Here is a 16,282-nt window from a genome sequence, read left to right as displayed (position 1 = left end):
GCCTTTTTGAGACTTGCCCATGCTTGCCAAACGCATCATTCCTTGCCTTGACGTCACCGGTGGCCGCGTGGTCAAGGGCGTCAACTTTCTGGAACTGCGTGATGCGGGCGATCCGGTGGAAATCGCCGCACGCTACAACGCCCAGGGCGCGGACGAGCTGACTTTCTTGGACATCACCGCCACCAGCGATGGCCGCGATCTGATTTTGCCCATCATCGAAGCGGTGGCTTCACAGGTTTTTATCCCGTTGACGGTGGGCGGAGGTGTGCGTACGGTGGACGATGTTCGCCGCTTGCTCAATGCGGGCGCTGACAAGACCAGCTTCAACTCTGCCGCCATCTCCAACCCCGACACCATCAACGCCTGCAGCGACAAGTACGGCGCGCAGTGCATTGTCGTGGCCATTGATGCCAAGCGCCGCTCGTCCGAAGACGAGCAGCGCATCGGCCCCGGTGGCACGCCCATGGGCCCTGGCTGGGATGTGTACAGCCACGGTGGCCGCAAGAATGTGGGCCTGGACGTGGTGCGCTGGGCCGAGGAAATGGCCAGGCGCGGTGCCGGCGAAATTTTGCTGACCAGCATGGACAAGGACGGCACAAAGAGCGGATTCGATTTGAAGCTGACCCGTGCCGTGGCCGATGCTGTGGGCGTGCCCGTCATCGCATCGGGCGGTGTGGGCTCTCTGGAAGATCTGGCCGACGGCGTGACCATTGGCGGCGCGGACGCGGTGCTGGCCGCCAGCATCTTCCACTACGGCGAATACACCATCCAGCAGGCCAAGGAATGCATGCGCGCACGCGGCATTCCTGTGCGTCTGTAATCATTGTTTTGAGAGCTGCTTGCGCAGGCTAGACGTGGCTTTCAATATGTTTTGTGTCTGAAACTGGCTGTTAGCCTGCGCTGGCAGCTATACAAAACAAAGGTCTGCCATGAGCTGGCTCGATCAAGTCAAATGGGATGCGCAGGGGCTGGTGCCCGTGATTGCGCAAGAGCAAAGCAGCGGCGATGTGGTCATGTTCGCCTGGATGAACCGCGAGGCGCTGGAGAAAACCGCCGAGCTGGGCCGCGCTGTCTACTTCAGCCGCTCGCGCAACAAGCTGTGGTTCAAGGGCGAGGAGTCGGGCCATGTGCAGACCGTGCACGAGATGCGCATCGACTGCGACAACGATGTGGTTTTGCTCAAGATCACCCAAGAGGGGCATGATCCCAGCATTGCCTGCCACACCGGTCGCCACTCCTGCTTCTACAGCGTTTTCAAGGACGGACAGTGGGTTTCTGTCGATCCGGTCTTGAAAGATCCTGCTTCCATCTATAAGTAAAGCCATGTCTGAACAAAATACTGCGTCGGTTGAAGGCGCACTGGCCCGTCTGGCCGCAGTCATTGAAAGCCGCAAGGTCGCCAATGGCGGAGATCCTGAAAAAAGCTATGTGGCCCGTCTGCTGCACAAAGGCCCGGATGCCTTTCTGAAGAAGATTGGCGAAGAAGCCACCGAGGTGGTGATGGCAGCCAAGGATGTGGACTACGGCGGTGACAAGGGCAAAGTCCTCTACGAAGTGGCGGATTTGTGGTTTCACTCCATGATTGCGCTGTCGCACTATGGGTTGACCCCCGCAGACGTCGTGACCGAACTGGAGCGCCGCGAAGGCACCAGCGGTCTGGAAGAAAAGGCTTTGCGCAAAGCCAATGAACGTGCTGCCCAGGAAGGGGTGGCCAAGCAATAAGGAAGCACCAGATGAATGACGACCGCGACATCATTGACGTACACAGCAGCACCTCTGCCGAGGTGGAAGGCCTGAAAGCCTGGGGCTGGGTCAGCTATCTGCTGCATTTGGTCGTAGCCGTGGCAGCGGTGCTGCCGGGCGCGCAGGTCAGTGTGTTCTTGCTGCTGATTGCCGTCGTCATTGATCTGGTCAAGCGCGATGATGCGCGCGGCACCTGGCAGGAAAGCCATTTTTACTGGCGCTTGCGCAGCGTGACCTGGGCGGGATTGCTTTATGTGGTGACCGCGCCGCTATGGCTTTTCTTTCTCGTCCCGGGCTGGATTGCCTGGACAGTGATCTCCATCTGGTTCCTCTACCGCATCATCAGCGGCATGATTGCCATGAACAAAAATCGCGCCATTCAGTCCTGAGCCGATGCCATCTCTCTGCCAAGCCCTTGCTCAACAGCAAGGGCTTTTTTGTGACCCGTCCGCAGTATGCTGCGCTGCAGCAGGTGAGCGCTGACAGGGGTATGCGCCGCCCAGGCATGTGCAGCGCTGATGTGGACGCATAAGCTGTCTGCTGACTCGCCCATCTTTCACAGGATTTCGCAATGACTTTGCCAAGCTCTCACACCCTGAATCTCGCCCTGCAAGGCGGCGGCTCGCATGGTGCCCTGACCTGGGGTGTGCTGGACGCCTTGCTGGAAGATGAAGGACTGGTGTTTGAGGGCATCAGTGGCACCAGTGCGGGGGCCATGAATGCAGCAGCTCTGGCCCATGGCTTTGCGCAAGCAGCAGCACAGGTCAAGAACGTGGAAGAAGGCCGCCACCTTGGGCGTGAGCTGGCCCGAAAGGCATTGCGCGAGCTGTGGGAAGGCGTTGGCACCATGGGGAGCCTTGGGCGAATGTTCTGGGCTGCGCCGCTGCCAGGCAGCAAGCAGTTCATGGGCGTGCTCAATCAGTTTCTCTCGCCCTATCAGACCAATCCGCTCAATATCAACCCGCTGCGCCAGTTGCTGACGCAGGTGGTGGACTTTGAGACGTTGGCGAATCCTGTCCATGCAGAGGTCGTGCCCAAGCTGTTCATTTGTGCCACCAATGTGCGTACCGGCAGCGGCAAGATTTTTACGGGCGAGCAGGTGACGGCCGACGCCATCATGGCTTCTGCCTGTCTGCCGCAGATGTTCAAGGCTGTGGAGATAGATGGCGAGAGCTATTGGGATGGGGGCTTTTCAGGCAATCCGGCGTTGTACCCGCTGATCTATGAAACCAGGAGCAGAGACATCTTGCTGGTGCAGATCAATCCCAAGGAGTCGGATGTGTCGCCCGATACGGCGCGGGACATCATGGACCGCATGAACGAAATCACCTTCAACGCAGGCTTGCTGGCCGAGTTGAGAGCCATCGAGTTCGTGGTCAAGCTGCTGGAGCAAAAGCGTCTGGACCCGGAGCGTTACAAGCATGTGCTGATGCATCGCATCGATGGCGGAGAGGTACTGAAGTCTTTTGGCGCTTCAAGCAAGCTGCGTGCGGATACGGCGCTGGTACGAAAGCTGTTCGAACTGGGGCGTGAGCGAGGACAGCAATGGCTGCAGACCCATCGAGAGAGCCTGGGGCGCAAGCAGACGCTGCGATTCAACGAGAATACGTAAGCCCCTGAGACGCCATGCGCCTTCTTCGAGGGGGCGACACCTTCGCTGCGAGGCGGCGCTTGCTCGGTGCCCCTGATCTCAGGGCTGAGCGGTGCATGAATGACTTGCGGCTCCGGTGTCTTGAAATACTGAATACAGATCAGACTGAGATATGCACAACCACGATTACGACGTCAACTGCATTTTTTGCCGCATTGCCAAGGGTGAGATTCCTTCTCGCAAGGTGTATGAAGATGAAGAGATCTTTGCCTTTCACGACATCAATCCAGCCGCTCCTGTGCACTTTTTGATGATTCCCAAAAAACACATCACCTCCATGGCACAGGTAACAGCCGAGGATGCGCCTTTGCTGGGGCGCATGATGGCTCTGGCTCCCAAGCTGGCGCTTGAACAAGGCTGCAACCCCTATCCGGACGGAGGCTTTCGCATCGTGGTCAACACCGGCAGCGAAGGTGGGCAGGAAGTGCATCACCTTCATCTGCACGTCATGGGCGGTCCGCGCCCCTGGCTCAAGGGCTGACGAGGCCGGGCTAAGCGGGTGTTGCGAGTGACTATAGAGTGACATCGTGCGGGCTTTTCGGGCGATTGTTTCGTATCTGTCACAAGCCCCGTCTAAAATGGTTTGCAATTTCTAGGAGATTCTCATGGGCTCGTTTTCTATCTGGCACTGGGCTATTGTGCTGCTCATCGTGGTTCTGGTGTTTGGCACCAAGAAGCTCAAGAACATCGGCTCTGATCTAGGGGGCGCTGTCAAGGGCTTCAAGGACGGTATGAAGGATGGCTCGACGGATGCGGATGCCAGCGCTGCTGCAGGCCAAGTGGCCAACCAGCAGGCAGCTGACAAGACCACCATCGACGTGGAAGCCAAGCAAAAGAGCTGATTGCGACAGGGCTGACATTTAGATGTTTGATATTGGCCTGTCCAAAATGGCGCTGATCGGTGCTGTGGCCCTCGTGGTCATCGGCCCCGAGAAGCTGCCACGCGTGGCCCGTATGGTGGGTACCATGCTTGGAAGGGCGCAGCGTTATGTGTCCGACGTCAAGGCTGAGGTCAACCGCTCCATGGAGCTGGATGAGCTGCGTAAGATGAAGGATACGGTCGAGAGTGCTGCGAGGGATGTGGAGTCCAGCATGCGCGATCAGGTCTCTGGTCTGGAAAAAGACTGGAACGATGCGACCAAGGACTTGCGTGATGACGCGAATATGACTTCGGCATCGTCCTATGAGTCGTATGACGCTGATGGCGGCTATACCGGCCTGGATCCATACAGCACCAGCACGGTGGTGCCCAGCTACCGTCATCCGCGCAAGAACTGGCGCCTCAAGCGTGCTGCTGTACCTCAGTGGTACAAGGCCAGGGCTGGTGTGCGCAGCAAGGTTCAGTCGGGTGCAGCACGCGTGGCGCGCTTTCGCCCCAAGAAGCTCCATTGAATATGCAATTGAGCAGCTTGCCAGCCGTGGTGCTGGCAATGGTCGGCTTTCAAGGCTCGGGCTCGCTGCTTGCATTTCGCTCATTGCCCGTGATCCGCGGGCGTTGTTGTTTTTCAAGCGTGCAGAGTGATTGCAGCTCTGTCGCGGTTTTGCACCATGTCCGAACCCTCTAAAGAAGACGAACTCGCCGGCACGGAGCAGCCGTTTGTCCAGCACCTGATGGAGCTGCGTGACCGTCTGCTCTATAGCCTGTATGGCGTTTTGATTGGCGTTGGTTTGCTGATGCTGTGGCCCGGCCCGGATGGCTTGATCGACTTCATCGCCATGCCCATCAAGGAGCACATGCCGCCCGGTGCCAAGTTGATCGCGGTGGGCGTTTTCTCGCCCTTTTTCGTGCCGCTCAAGGTGCTGATGATGGTGGCGGTGCTGCTGGCGTTGCCATGGATCATGTACCAGATATGGGCCTTTGTTGCGCCGGGGTTGTACAGCCACGAGAAGAAATTCGCGCTGCCCCTGATTCTGTTCGGCAGCTTGCTGGCCTACGCGGGCATTGGCTTTGTGCAGTTCTTTGTGCTGGGCAATATGTTCAAGTTCATCCAGCACTTCACGCCTTCCAGTGTGGCGGCAACGCCGGATATTGCCTCTTATGTGGAAGCCATTCTCTCGCTCTACATTGCGTTTGCTGCGGCGTTTCAGGTGCCGATTGTGGTGATGCTGCTGGTGCGCTTTGGTCTGGTGGAAATTGAAAAGCTCAAGGCTTTCCGTGGCTACTTTGTTGTGCTGGCCTTTGTGATTGCTGCGGTCATCACTCCGCCCGATGTGATCTCTCAGCTGGCTCTGGCCATTCCCATGTGCTTGCTCTATGAGATTGGCATCCTGGGAGCGGGCTGGTTCAGCAAGGCGTCTCGTGCGCCTGAGGCTGAAGCAGGGTCTGGCACGGAAGTGGAGAAGTCCACCGACTGAAGCGGATTTCTGCCCTGCTTGAAACCCCAAAGCCCTTGAAGTGATTCAAGGGCTTTTGTTTTGATAGCTGGGTGTGATTGATCTGTATGTTTCTGAGCCGCTTTGGGCATATTTGAGGCCGCCGCACAAGAGTCCTTGTGTATTTGTCGGGGAGAAACTCAGGCATGAAAAAAGCCAGCGGCAATCGCTGGCTTTTTGTGGGGTAGATCGCGATCAACGACGTTGGCGGCCTTGCTGCTGCAGCGTGTTTGCAGCGGGGCGGGTGCCTGGCGTGATGTCCAGCACGACTTCGCTGTCGCCACGACGAACCTCGAACTTGGCCACTTCGCCAGGTTTGAGGGAGGCTACGGCCGTCAGAAGTTCGGAGACGTTGCGGGTTGTGCTGTCGTTCACTTTGACGATGACATCGCCTGGACGCATGCCGGCCTGAGCTGCAGGGCCTGCCTGAAGTACGCCCGTGATGATGACGCCGGCATTGGCCTTGACACCAAAGGTTTCTGCCAACTCGGGCGAAAGCTCATTGGGCTCTACGCCGATCCAGCCTCGCGTGACCTTGCCATCCTTGACGATGCCATCAAGAACCATCTTGGCCGTGGAGGCAGGGATGGCAAAGCCAATGCCCATGCTGCCGCCCGAACGTGAGTAGATGGCTGTGTTGATGCCCAGCAGATTGCCGTTGGCATCGACGAGCGCGCCGCCGGAGTTGCCGGGGTTGATGGCCGCGTCCGTCTGGATGAAATTCTCAAAGGTGTTGATGCCCAGCTGGCTGCGGCCCAGGGCGCTGATGATGCCACTGGTCACGGTCTGGCCTACGCCAAAGGGGTTGCCGATGGCCAGCACGCGGTCGCCCACGGCCACCTGATCGGAGTTGCCAAGGACGATGACGGGCAGCTTGTCCAGCTCGATCTTGAGAATAGCCAGATCGGTCTCGGGGTCGGTACCAATGATCTTGGCCTTGGTCTGGCGGCTGTCGGTCAGCGTGACCTCGATATCGTCTGCGCCTTCGACCACATGATTGTTGGTCAGGATGTAGCCATCTGGACTGATGATGACGCCGCTTCCCAAACCAGATTGCTCCTGGGTGCCCTGGTCGCCAAAGAAGAACTGAAACCAGGGGTCGTTGGCGCGCGGGTGGCGCACAGCCTTGCTGGTATTGATGCTGACCACTGCAGGGGCGGCTTTGCGAGCGGCCGGAGCAAAGCTGCCGGGGGCGACCTCGCCGGCAGGCGTGGGAGGAGCTTGGAGCAGGGAAATTCCAGCATTGCTGCGGACGTTTCCGCTCTGAAGCCAAGTGGGCTGTAGGGTAGCCACTACAAAATAGATAGCCACCAAGACGGTGACGACCTGCGAAAACAGCAGCCAGGTGCGTTTCATGTAATGCGTATGAAGAGTAAGAAAAACAAGCCCCCATTGTGAAGCATGGCTGGCAGAGCCGTGGAGGCGGGTATTCGTGGGCCGCTGTTTGCATAGCGCAAAGTGTTACCAGCTGCACGCAGGCTGAATATAGGACTGCTCTCTAATAAAGTTTTATTGCGGCAAGAGCTATGAGTGCAAACCCTAGAATGGTTCATCGACTGCGCTTACGTCGCCGTTTGCTGAAGTGATCGCCCACAAGGTTTTCATGTTCGGCCTGGATTGGCTTTGTACCTGAAGCCACCGCAATCGGTCTGTTGCTGCACGTTGACCCGTGATCAGCGACCTTATCCGCGCTGTCCTGCTGTTCGATCTAGGAAACATCATGACTACGCCTGACCACGCTGCATCGGCTACCGCGCCGACAGCCGCGACCAATCGTCCCCTGAACCGGGAGGACTACAAGACCCTGGGCTTATCGGCCTTGGGCGGAACGCTGGAGTTTTATGACTTTGTGGTGTTCGTCTTTTTCGCCAATGTGATTGGCAGCCTGTTTTTTCCAGCCTCGCTGCCGGACTGGATGCGTCAGCTGCAAACGCTGGGTATTTTTGCGGCCGGCTATCTGGCGCGCCCCATTGGCGGCATTTTGATTGCCCACTTCGGCGACATTCTGGGTCGCAAGAAGATGTTCACGCTGTCGGTGTTCCTGATGGCTGTGCCCACGCTGATCATCGGCCTGCTGCCTACCTATGAAAGCATTGGTCTGGCTGCCCCCATTCTGCTGCTGCTGATGCGCGTGCTGCAGGGTGCAGCCATTGGTGGCGAGATGCCCGGTGCCTGGGTGTTCGTGGCCGAGCACGCTCCTGAAAAGCGTTACGGCTTTGCCATTGGCTCGCTGACTTCGGGCATTACCGGTGGTATTTTCCTGGGCTCCATCATTGGCGTGTGGCTCAACAGCAACTACAGCCAGAGCGAAATTCATGACTGGGCATGGCGCATTCCCTTCATCCTGGGTGGCGTGTTTGGCTTGGTGTCGGTGTACCTGCGCAAGTTTTTGCAAGAGACTCCTATCTTTCAGGAGATGCAGGCCCGCAAGGCGGCTGACCGTGAGTTGCCTTTGAAAACCATTTTGCGTGACCATCGTGAAGCCAGCGTGATCGTGGCGCTGATGACCTGGATTCTGTCCACTGCTGTGGTGGTGGTGGTTCTGATGACTCCAGGCTACTTGCAAAAGGTCTTTCACATTGAGCCATCTTTGGCGCTCAAGGCCAATGCTGTGGCAACCGTGACCTTGACCATTGGCTGTGTGTTCTGGGGCTGGTTGTCCGACAAGTTCGGCACCAAGGTGGCGATGATTCTTGGCTGGGGCGGCATGGCGGTGACGGCCTATCTGTTCTATCTGAACCTGCCAGGTACAGAGACATCGCTGGTCTGCACCTATGCCACTGTGGGATTTTTTGTCGGCTCTATCTCGCTGCTGCCCGTGGTGAGTGTGCGTGCCTTCCCACCTGAAGTGCGCTTTACCGGGCTGTCCTTCGCCTACAACATGGCCTACGCAGTGTTCGGGGGACTCACTCCCATCATCATCTCGGTCTGGCAGCAGGTGGATGTGATGGCCCCTGCCCACTATGTGGCGGCCATGGGCGTACTGGGCGTAGTGATGGCTTTCTGGCCACTGGCCTGCAAGGGCTGGCAGGCCAAGAAGGCTTGAGCCTGAGTCGTTCCTGATTCAAAAAGAGCAGCTTGGGCTGCTCTTTTTTTGTTGTGTATCACTGCGATGGTCTTTACGGGCTTGGGCACAATGCGCGCATGAGCATTGAGCGAAACAACCTCCTATCCGTCTTCAACGGACTGCTTCAGCCAGAGCGATTCAAGGATTACGGCCCCAACGGCCTGCAGGTCGAAGGCAAAAGCGAGATCCGCCGCATGGTCAGCGGCGTCACGGCCAGTCGCGCCCTGATTGAAGCCGCTATTGATGCCAAGGCCGATGCCATTTTTGTGCACCACGGCCTGTTCTGGCGCGGCATGGACGGGCGCATTACCGGCTGGCTCAAGGAGCGTATTCGCCTGCTGCTGGCGCATGACATCAACCTGTTTGCCTATCACTTGCCGCTGGATGCTCACGCCGAGCTTGGCAATAACGCGCAACTGGGAGTCAAGCTGGGTGTACAGGGTCAGGCTGCATTTGGCGATCAGAACCTGGGCTGGCTGGCCGATGCCAACTTTGTCAGCGCCGATGCGCTTAACAGCCATGTACAGACCGTGCTGGGCCGCAGTACCACCTTGGTCATTGCCGATGCAGCGCGCCCCATTCGCAAGCTGGCATGGTGCACAGGCGGCGCGCAAGGCTTTTTTGAGGCCGCGATTGCTGCCGGGGCCGATGCTTTCATTACCGGAGAGATCTCCGAACCTCAGGCACATCTAGCCCGCGAGACGGGTGTGAGCTTTATCGCCGCCGGCCACCACGCTACCGAGCGCTATGGTGCGCCAGCAGTGGCCGACTATGTGGCACGCGAGTGCGGCATAGAGCATCTGTGGATTGAGATTGATAATCCTGCCTGATTAAATTTGATAGCTGCTAGCGCATGACTGTATTGCGCTAGAGGCACTTTTCTTGATATGTCTGCAACTTCTGCCCTTCCTCGTTTGCCCATCGCCATCACCCAGGGAGATTGCGCAGGCATAGGCCCGGAAATCATTGCCAAGGCTTTTCGCTTAGCCCCGCAGGCGCTACATGGCTGCTTTGTGGTGGGCGAGTTGCAGACATTGCGCCGCGCAACCGCTCTGGCAGCCAAGGCTGCTGAGGGTGAACAGGGCATCGCCCAGCCAATAGCGGTCATCTCCAGCCCTGATGAGGCGTGGACGGTTCCAGAAGGAACGATTGCCTTGCTGGCTCTGCCCGGGTTGCCAGGGCCTCAGCCCTATGGAGAAATATCAGCCGCTGCGGGCGACGCTGCTGCCCAATGTGTGGTTTGGGCTGCGCAAGCGGCGCTGCGCCAAGAAATCGCTGCGCTGGTGACAGCGCCGCTGCACAAAGAGGCGCTGCATCTGGCTGGCGTGACTTTTCCTGGCCATACCGAGCTTTTGCAGGCTGAAGCGGCAGCGCATGAAGGTGTGCCAATAGAGCAGATGCCGGTGCGCATGATGCTGGCCAACGATGAGTTGCGTACGGTCTTGGTCAGCATTCATGTCTCGCTGCGCGATGCCATCAATGCGGTGACCGGACCGCAGATTCTGCAGACGCTGCGCATCACCCATCAGGCGCTGAGCAAGAGTTTGGGGCGTGCACCTCGCATTGCTGTTGCCGGACTCAACCCTCATGCAGGTGAGGGAGGTATTTTTGGCTGTGAAGAAATTGAAATCATTGCCCCGGCAATTGCTCAGGCGCAGGCTGAAGGCATGGATGTTCAGGGGCCGCTTGCACCCGATACGGTGTTTATGCGGGCTCGAAATACGCCAGCCCATCCAGGCGAGTTCGACGTAGTGTTGGCGATGTACCACGATCAAGGGTTGATCCCAGTCAAATATCTGGGGGTGGAAAAAGGCGTCAATGTGACCCTGGGGTTGCCGCTGGTGCGTACCAGCCCGGACCATGGAACCGCCTTTGATATCGCCGGGCAGGGTGTTGCCGACGAGGCTAGCTTGCTTGAAGCCGTGCATATGGCGCGTAGTCTGGCGAGTTGATGAAGGCTTAATCGGCAGTTAGCGCCGCAGGCGTTCAATCTCACGCAAGGATTGATTCATACATCGCAGTGGGTCGCGTGAATTGCTCAGTCCCATGAAAAAAGCCTGCCGGATGGCAGGCTTCAATCGTTTTGACAGGACGCTCAGTCCTTGCGGTTGAGGCTGTCGCGAATCTCACGCAGCAGTTGAATATCTTCGGGGGTAGCGGGCGCTTCCTCCGCAGCAGGCGCTTCGCGCTTGAGGCGGTTGATCTGCTTGACCATCATGAAGATGATGAAAGCCAAAATCGCGAAATTCACCGCAACGGTGATGAAATTGCCATAGGCAAACACAGGAACGCCAGCCTTTTTGAGAGCATCCAGAGTGCGCGGAACACCCTCGGGCATGGAGCCTAGAACGACGAAAAGATTGGAAAAATCCAGCTTTCCGAAGATCAGTCCGACCAAAGGCATGATGAGGTCGTTGACCACAGAGTCCACGATTTTCCCGAACGCTCCACCAATGATCACGCCTACGGCGAGATCCATGACGTTTCCCTTGATTGCGAATTCGCGGAATTCTTGCATCATGCCCATAAGCAGTTCCAGTCACTAAGAGTTTGAGATAGCGCAGTATTGCGCGACTTTGGCAGTTGTCAACGTCGTCCGGGGGCTGGAATAACCATAACCCCGCCGCTAGAATTTGCAGTTGACCCCAAATCAAGCGATGTACTTCGAGGAAATCCATGAGTGACTCTTCAGTCGACTCCAGCAAGCGTACGTGGATCATCACGTCGGCATGTGCTGGTGCCGTGGGCGGTGTGGCAGTTGCCGTCCCTTTTGTGAGCTCCTTTCAGCCTTCTGAAAAAGCCAAAGCAGCCGGTGCTGCGGTAGAGGTGGATATTTCCAACCTCAAGGATGGTGAGAAGCTCACCGTCGAGTGGCGCGGCAAGCCGGTGTGGATCATCAAGCGCACACCGGAGCAGCTCAAGGATCTGCCGACACTGGATGCTGAACTGGCAGACCCCAAGTCGCTGCGCCATCCTGAAGAGTTCACCCCTGCCTATGCGCAGAATGAAGCGCGATCCATCAAGCCAGAGATTTTGGTTGTCGTGGGAATTTGCACGCATCTGGGTTGCTCTCCTACCGACAAGTTTGTTGCCGGGCCTCAGCCTTCGCTGCCTGCGGACTGGAAGGGCGGTTTTCTTTGTCCCTGCCATGGCTCGACGTTTGACATGGCCGGTCGCGTGTTCAAGAACAAACCTGCGCCAGACAATCTGCAAGTGCCGCCACATATGTATCTGTCCGACACCAAGCTGCTGATTGGTGAAGACACCAAGGCAGCCTGAGGGAGACAAGAACAATGGCCCACGAATTCAAGCAAATTGACCCGAACTCCACCACTGGAGCGAAGGCTATGAACTGGATGGAGAACCGGTTCCCGACTGCGTTTGACGCCTACCGCGTCCACATGTCGGAGTACTACGCTCCCAAGAATTTCAACTTTTGGTACATCTTCGGCTCATTGGCGCTGCTGGTGCTGGTGATCCAGATCGTCACCGGCATCTTTTTGGTGATGCACTACAAGCCCGATGCGGACAAGGCGTTTGCTTCGGTGGAGTACATCATGCGTGATGTGCCTTGGGGCTGGCTGATCCGCTACATGCACTCCACGGGCGCCTCGGCGTTTTTTGTCGTGGTCTATCTGCACATGTTTCGCGGTCTTCTGTACGGTTCTTACCGTAAACCGCGGGAATTGGTCTGGATCTTCGGCTGTGCCATCTTCCTGGTGCTGATGGCTGAAGCCTTTATGGGCTATCTGCTACCCTGGGGCCAGATGTCGTACTGGGGGGCGCAGGTGATCGTGAACCTGTTCTCCGCCATTCCCTTTATCGGCCCTGATCTGGCACTGCTGATTCGCGGCGACTATGTGGTAGGTGATGCCACGCTGAACCGCTTCTTTAGCTTCCACGTGATCGCCGTGCCGCTGGTGCTGCTGGGTCTGGTGGTTGCGCACTTGCTGGCGCTGCACGATGTCGGCTCCAACAATCCCGACGGTATCGAAATCAAGGGCCCCAATGCACCCAAGGATGAAAAAGGCCGCCCTCTGGATGGCGTGCCTTTCCACCCTTACTACACGGTGCATGACATCTTTGGTGTGGCGGTGTTCCTGTTCCTTTTCTCGGCGGTGGTGTTCTTTGCGCCAGAGTTCGGCGGCTATTTCCTGGAATACAACAACTTCATTCCGGCCGATCCGCTCAAGACGCCCAATCACATCGCGCCTGTCTGGTACTTCACGCCCTTCTATTCGATGCTGCGTGCCATTACCGACGAGATGATGTATGTGCTGATTGCCTGCGTGGTGCTGGGGACAGGCTACGGCGTCTTCAAGTCGCGTCTGCCCGGCTTTGCCAAGGCTGCCGTGGTGATCGTGGCTTTGGGAGCCATTGCCATGATGCTGTCCATCGACGCCAAGTTCTGGGGTGTGGTGGTCATGGGTGGTGCGGTCATCATCCTGTTTGCACTGCCTTGGCTCGACTGCAGCCCGGTCAAATCGATTCGCTACCGTCCGAGCTGGCACAAGTATGTGTACGCAGTATTCGTGGTGAACTTTGTGGTTCTGGCGTATCTGGGCGTACAGCCTCCCTCGCCCATTGGTGAGAAAGTGTCTCAGGTCGGAACGCTGTTCTACTTCGGCTTCTTCCTGCTCATGCCTTGGTGGAGCCGCTTGGGTGAGTCCAAGCCTGTTCCGGAACGCGTGACCTTCAAGCCTCACTGAAGCAGGAGAGAACAAGAATGAAGAAACTGATTCTGACCCTGGTTGCGGCCTTGGGTATCGTGGGTGGAGCGCATGCTTCCGAAGCTGGTATCCATTGGGACAAAGCGCCTGTGAACACCAGTGACATGGCATCGTTGCAAAACGGAGCCAAGATCTTTGTCAACTACTGCCTGAATTGCCACTCGGCAGCCTTTATGCGCTTTAACCGCCTGAAGGATATTGGCCTGACGGAGCAGGACATCAAGGACAACCTTCTGTTCACTACCGACAAGGTCGGTGAAACCATGAAGGCGGCCATCAACCCCAACGAGGCCAAGGAGTGGTTTGGTGCCAATCCTCCCGACCTGACGGTGATTGCGCGCTCGCGTGCGGGATCGGGTGGTTCGGGGGCTGATTACCTGTATACCTTCTTGCGTACTTTCTATCGGGATGACACCAAAGCCACAGGCTGGAATAATCTTGCCTTTCCGAGCGTAGGCATGCCCCATGCATTGTGGGAGCTGCAAGGTGAGCGCCGTGCTATTTTTGAAGAGCATGATGATCATGGGACTAAGACCCAGGTCTTCAAGGGTTGGGAGCAGCTGTCTCCTGGCAAGATGAGCGCGGTGCAGTACGATCAGACAGTTGGTGATTTGGTGAATTACCTGCAATGGATGGGGGAGCCGGCCCAGAACACCCGTACGCGTATCGGCGTTGGAGTGTTGATTTTTCTGGCCTTCTTCATCTTTATTGCCTGGCGCCTGAATGCCGCGTTCTGGAAAGACGTGAAGTAAGCTTTGCTGCCATGCAGATGCCATCTGCAGCCAAACCGTGTTAGTGCAGAGTGGGGAGCCGTGGGCAACCCACTCTTTTTGATTTTTAGGAGTCTCCACCATGATGGTGCTTTATTCGGGAACGACCTGCCCCTTCTCACACCGCTGCCGTTTTGTGCTGTTTGAAAAAGGCATGGATTTCGAGATCCGCGATGTGGACTTGTTCAGCAAGCCCGAAGAGATCGCCGTGATGAACCCCTATGGTCAAGTGCCAATTCTGGTCGAGCGCGACCTGATTCTGTACGAGTCCAACATCATCAATGAGTACATTGACGAGCGCTTCCCCCACCCCCAGCTCATGCCTGGCGACCCCGTCGACCGTGCCCGCGTGCGCCTGTTCCTGCTGAATTTCGAGAAGGAACTGTTTGTTCACGTGAGCGCACTGGAAGAGCGCAACGTCAAGGGCAATGAAAAGGCTTTGGAAAAGGCCCGCGCGCATATTCGCGATCGTTTGACTCAGATGGCACCTATTTTCTTGAAGAATAAGTTCATCATGGGTGAGAACTTCTCCATGCTGGACGTGGCCATTGCTCCTTTGCTGTGGCGTCTGGACTACTACGGTATCGAGCTGTCCAAGAATGCAGCACCTTTGCTCAAGTATGCCGAGCGCATTTTTTCGCGCCCCGCTTACATTGAAGCGCTGACTCCTTCCGAGAAGGTCATGCGCAAGTAATTGCACATGAGCGCCGAGCGGGCATGCTGAAGGAAAGCCTTCATCTGCCCGCTTTTTTGTCTTTGCAATCTTCTGGATTTGATTCTTCGGGAAACGAGATGACCGCCCCTGAAACGACTTCGACTCGCCCATACCTGCTGCGGGCGCTGTTTGAATGGTGTACTGACAATGGTCTTACACCCCACATTGCCGTGAATGCTGATCGCAACACTCAGGTGCCGATGGAGTTTGTGCGTGACGGGCAGATCGTGCTCAATATCAGCTATGACGCCACCAGCGGCTTACTGATCGGCAATGACTATGTTCAATTTACCGCCCGCTTTGGCGGCAAGCCGCGTGAAATCATGGTGCCTATCGCCAATGTGATGGCCATCTATGCAAGAGAAACAGGACAAGGTATGGCCTTTCCTCCAGAGGAGGAGGGCACAGATGAACATGACGCAGAGTCGGTCGATGCTGAGGATGATGTGACTGAGCAGAGCGAGGAAGAAGCACAAGAGCGGGTCGTCCAATTGGTCAGCAGCAAGTCTGACGAGGACCCCGAAGATGATGCGCCTCGCACTCCGCCTCCTGCAGGCGGCCGTCCGACTCTCAAGCGAGTAAAGTAAAGCAGCTGGGTAATGAAAGAAGAATTTGTTGGATTCTTCTTTTTGCCTCGAATTTTTGCGTTATGATTTGGTCTTCGCCGGTTTAGCTCAGTTGGTAGAGCACCCGCCTTGTAAGCGGTAGGTCGTCAGTTCGAATCCGACAACCGGCACCAAACAAATAGGTCTCTTCGGAGGCCTTTTTTGTTTTCTGCCTTCCATAAGGCTTTATGAAGCCTGGACTTTGATGCGAATGCTGGCGACCTGCCAGCCCTTGGTGCGCAAATGTGCAGCCATGGCAGGCAGCAGTTGGCGTACTTTGGCTGCCGCAGCATTGTTTTTGACGATCAGGCACCAGCAGTCGCCTTCAATAGGACCCGCTTGCAGGCTGCTGCGCAGCAGCGGCGGAACCAGTACCTGGATCGCTTTTAACCGGTTGCTTGAGTCCTGAGTTAAAGCCGCCAGACGCGCCAGAGTGGGAGAAGACTCCACTGCATTAATGGCGGTAACGGCATGGTGGCGGCGAACAATGGTCATGTGGCAGCAGGCGGAATGGTCAAACGATGCGCTGAGCTTATCTCATGCATCCGCCCGATGAAGCACTCTTGATATGGCTGGAGACAGTCGCCCCAAGCAGTCAAAACTGCGAAAGACCCAGTCTCGCTTGGGC

Annotated in this window: 20 protein-coding genes and 1 tRNA gene; 18 read left to right on the top strand and 3 right to left on the bottom strand. The window is 57.0% G+C overall.

All coding sequences use genetic code 11. The features are described from left to right. Window positions 1-19: 19 nt before the first annotated feature. The 9 genes from hisF (at window position 20) to tatC (ending at window position 5,749) form a co-directional block, all read left to right on the top strand. Window positions 20-820, top strand: a complete 801-nt coding sequence (gene hisF, locus AC2I9W_RS07650) for an imidazole glycerol phosphate synthase subunit HisF (RefSeq protein WP_486409401.1) — start codon at window positions 20-22, stop codon at window positions 818-820. Between the two features lie 67 nt (window positions 821-887). Beyond that, window positions 888-1,319: a phosphoribosyl-AMP cyclohydrolase gene (gene hisI / locus AC2I9W_RS07645; protein WP_486409586.1), complete on the top strand. Its 432-nt coding sequence runs from the start codon at window positions 888-890 to the stop codon at window positions 1,317-1,319. Between the two features lie 4 nt (window positions 1,320-1,323). Continuing rightward, entirely contained in the window at window positions 1,324-1,722 is a 399-nt protein-coding gene (locus AC2I9W_RS07640) for a phosphoribosyl-ATP diphosphatase (protein ID WP_486409400.1), read from the top strand. Between the two features lie 11 nt (window positions 1,723-1,733). Then, a complete protein-coding gene (locus tag AC2I9W_RS07635) occupies window positions 1,734-2,132 on the top strand; it encodes a DUF4870 family protein (RefSeq protein WP_486409399.1) in 399 nt (132 codons plus the stop codon). Window positions 2,133-2,314: 182 nt separating this feature from the next. Beyond that, window positions 2,315-3,355 (top strand): patatin-like phospholipase family protein, encoded by a 1,041-nt coding sequence (locus AC2I9W_RS07630; RefSeq protein WP_486409398.1) that lies wholly within the window; start codon window positions 2,315-2,317, stop codon window positions 3,353-3,355. A gap of 151 nt (window positions 3,356-3,506) precedes the next feature. Continuing rightward, on the top strand, window positions 3,507-3,875 hold the full coding sequence (locus tag AC2I9W_RS07625) for a histidine triad nucleotide-binding protein (protein ID WP_486409397.1): 369 nt from the start codon (window positions 3,507-3,509) through the stop codon (window positions 3,873-3,875). Window positions 3,876-3,999: 124 nt separating this feature from the next. Next, complete coding sequence (tatA, locus tag AC2I9W_RS07620; protein ID WP_486409396.1) at window positions 4,000-4,236, top strand: Sec-independent protein translocase subunit TatA; 237 nt, start codon at window positions 4,000-4,002, stop codon at window positions 4,234-4,236. Window positions 4,237-4,258: 22 nt separating this feature from the next. Continuing rightward, a complete protein-coding gene (gene tatB / locus AC2I9W_RS07615; RefSeq protein ID WP_486409395.1) occupies window positions 4,259-4,786 on the top strand; it encodes a Sec-independent protein translocase protein TatB in 528 nt (175 codons plus the stop codon). A 156-nt stretch (window positions 4,787-4,942) separates the two neighbouring features. After that, entirely contained in the window at window positions 4,943-5,749 is an 807-nt protein-coding gene (tatC, locus tag AC2I9W_RS07610) for a twin-arginine translocase subunit TatC (protein WP_486409394.1), read from the top strand. A gap of 213 nt (window positions 5,750-5,962) precedes the next feature. On the opposite strand, the gene AC2I9W_RS07605 is transcribed toward tatC, so the two are convergent. Further along, window positions 5,963-7,123 carry a S1C family serine protease gene (locus AC2I9W_RS07605; RefSeq protein WP_486409393.1) on the bottom strand — a complete coding sequence of 387 codons (1,161 nt, stop codon included), beginning with the start codon at window positions 7,121-7,123 and terminating at the stop codon, window positions 5,963-5,965. 364 nt (window positions 7,124-7,487) lie between these two features. Between AC2I9W_RS07605 and AC2I9W_RS07600 the strand changes: the two genes are divergently transcribed. The 3 genes from AC2I9W_RS07600 (at window position 7,488) to pdxA (ending at window position 10,786) form a co-directional block, all read left to right on the top strand. Then, the gene (locus AC2I9W_RS07600; protein WP_486409392.1) at window positions 7,488-8,813 is read left to right on the top strand and encodes an MFS transporter; all 1,326 of its coding nucleotides are present in this window, start codon (window positions 7,488-7,490) and stop codon (window positions 8,811-8,813) included. Between the two features lie 98 nt (window positions 8,814-8,911). Next, on the top strand, window positions 8,912-9,664 hold the full coding sequence (locus AC2I9W_RS07595; protein ID WP_486409391.1) for a Nif3-like dinuclear metal center hexameric protein: 753 nt from the start codon (window positions 8,912-8,914) through the stop codon (window positions 9,662-9,664). Between the two features lie 57 nt (window positions 9,665-9,721). Beyond that, window positions 9,722-10,786 (top strand): 4-hydroxythreonine-4-phosphate dehydrogenase PdxA, encoded by a 1,065-nt coding sequence (gene pdxA / locus AC2I9W_RS07590; RefSeq protein WP_486409390.1) that lies wholly within the window; start codon window positions 9,722-9,724, stop codon window positions 10,784-10,786. Between the two features lie 143 nt (window positions 10,787-10,929). Here the strand turns inward: pdxA and mscL are convergent, their stop codons facing one another. Beyond that, entirely contained in the window at window positions 10,930-11,361 is a 432-nt protein-coding gene (gene mscL / locus AC2I9W_RS07585) for a large conductance mechanosensitive channel protein MscL (protein ID WP_486409389.1), read from the bottom strand. Between the two features lie 149 nt (window positions 11,362-11,510). On the opposite strand from mscL, the gene petA reads away from it, so the two are divergent. The 6 genes from petA to AC2I9W_RS07555 all read left to right on the top strand — a co-directional run bounded on the left by petA (window position 11,511) and on the right by AC2I9W_RS07555 (window position 15,788). After that, window positions 11,511-12,113 carry a ubiquinol-cytochrome c reductase iron-sulfur subunit gene (gene petA, locus AC2I9W_RS07580; protein ID WP_486409388.1) on the top strand — a complete coding sequence of 201 codons (603 nt, stop codon included), beginning with the start codon at window positions 11,511-11,513 and terminating at the stop codon, window positions 12,111-12,113. 14 nt (window positions 12,114-12,127) lie between these two features. After that, a complete protein-coding gene (locus AC2I9W_RS07575; protein WP_486409387.1) occupies window positions 12,128-13,543 on the top strand; it encodes a cytochrome b in 1,416 nt (471 codons plus the stop codon). Window positions 13,544-13,560: 17 nt separating this feature from the next. Then, window positions 13,561-14,316, top strand: coding sequence for a cytochrome c1 (locus AC2I9W_RS07570; protein WP_486409386.1), 756 nt, complete (start codon window positions 13,561-13,563; stop codon window positions 14,314-14,316). Window positions 14,317-14,416: 100 nt separating this feature from the next. Continuing rightward, window positions 14,417-15,028 (top strand): glutathione S-transferase N-terminal domain-containing protein, encoded by a 612-nt coding sequence (locus AC2I9W_RS07565; protein ID WP_158389608.1) that lies wholly within the window; start codon window positions 14,417-14,419, stop codon window positions 15,026-15,028. A gap of 98 nt (window positions 15,029-15,126) precedes the next feature. After that, complete coding sequence (locus AC2I9W_RS07560) at window positions 15,127-15,636, top strand: ClpXP protease specificity-enhancing factor (RefSeq protein WP_158389610.1); 510 nt, start codon at window positions 15,127-15,129, stop codon at window positions 15,634-15,636. 76 nt (window positions 15,637-15,712) lie between these two features. Continuing rightward, a tRNA-Thr gene (locus tag AC2I9W_RS07555) sits at window positions 15,713-15,788 on the top strand. Window positions 15,789-15,840: 52 nt separating this feature from the next. Here the strand turns inward: AC2I9W_RS07555 and AC2I9W_RS07550 are convergent. Next, window positions 15,841-16,149: a hypothetical protein gene (locus AC2I9W_RS07550; protein ID WP_158389612.1), complete on the bottom strand. Its 309-nt coding sequence runs from the start codon at window positions 16,147-16,149 to the stop codon at window positions 15,841-15,843. Window positions 16,150-16,282: the final 133 nt, after the last annotated feature.

This window comes from Comamonas sp. FUJ_7 (genome assembly GCF_057369555.1).
This window is presented reverse-complemented; position numbering and strand designations above follow the sequence as displayed.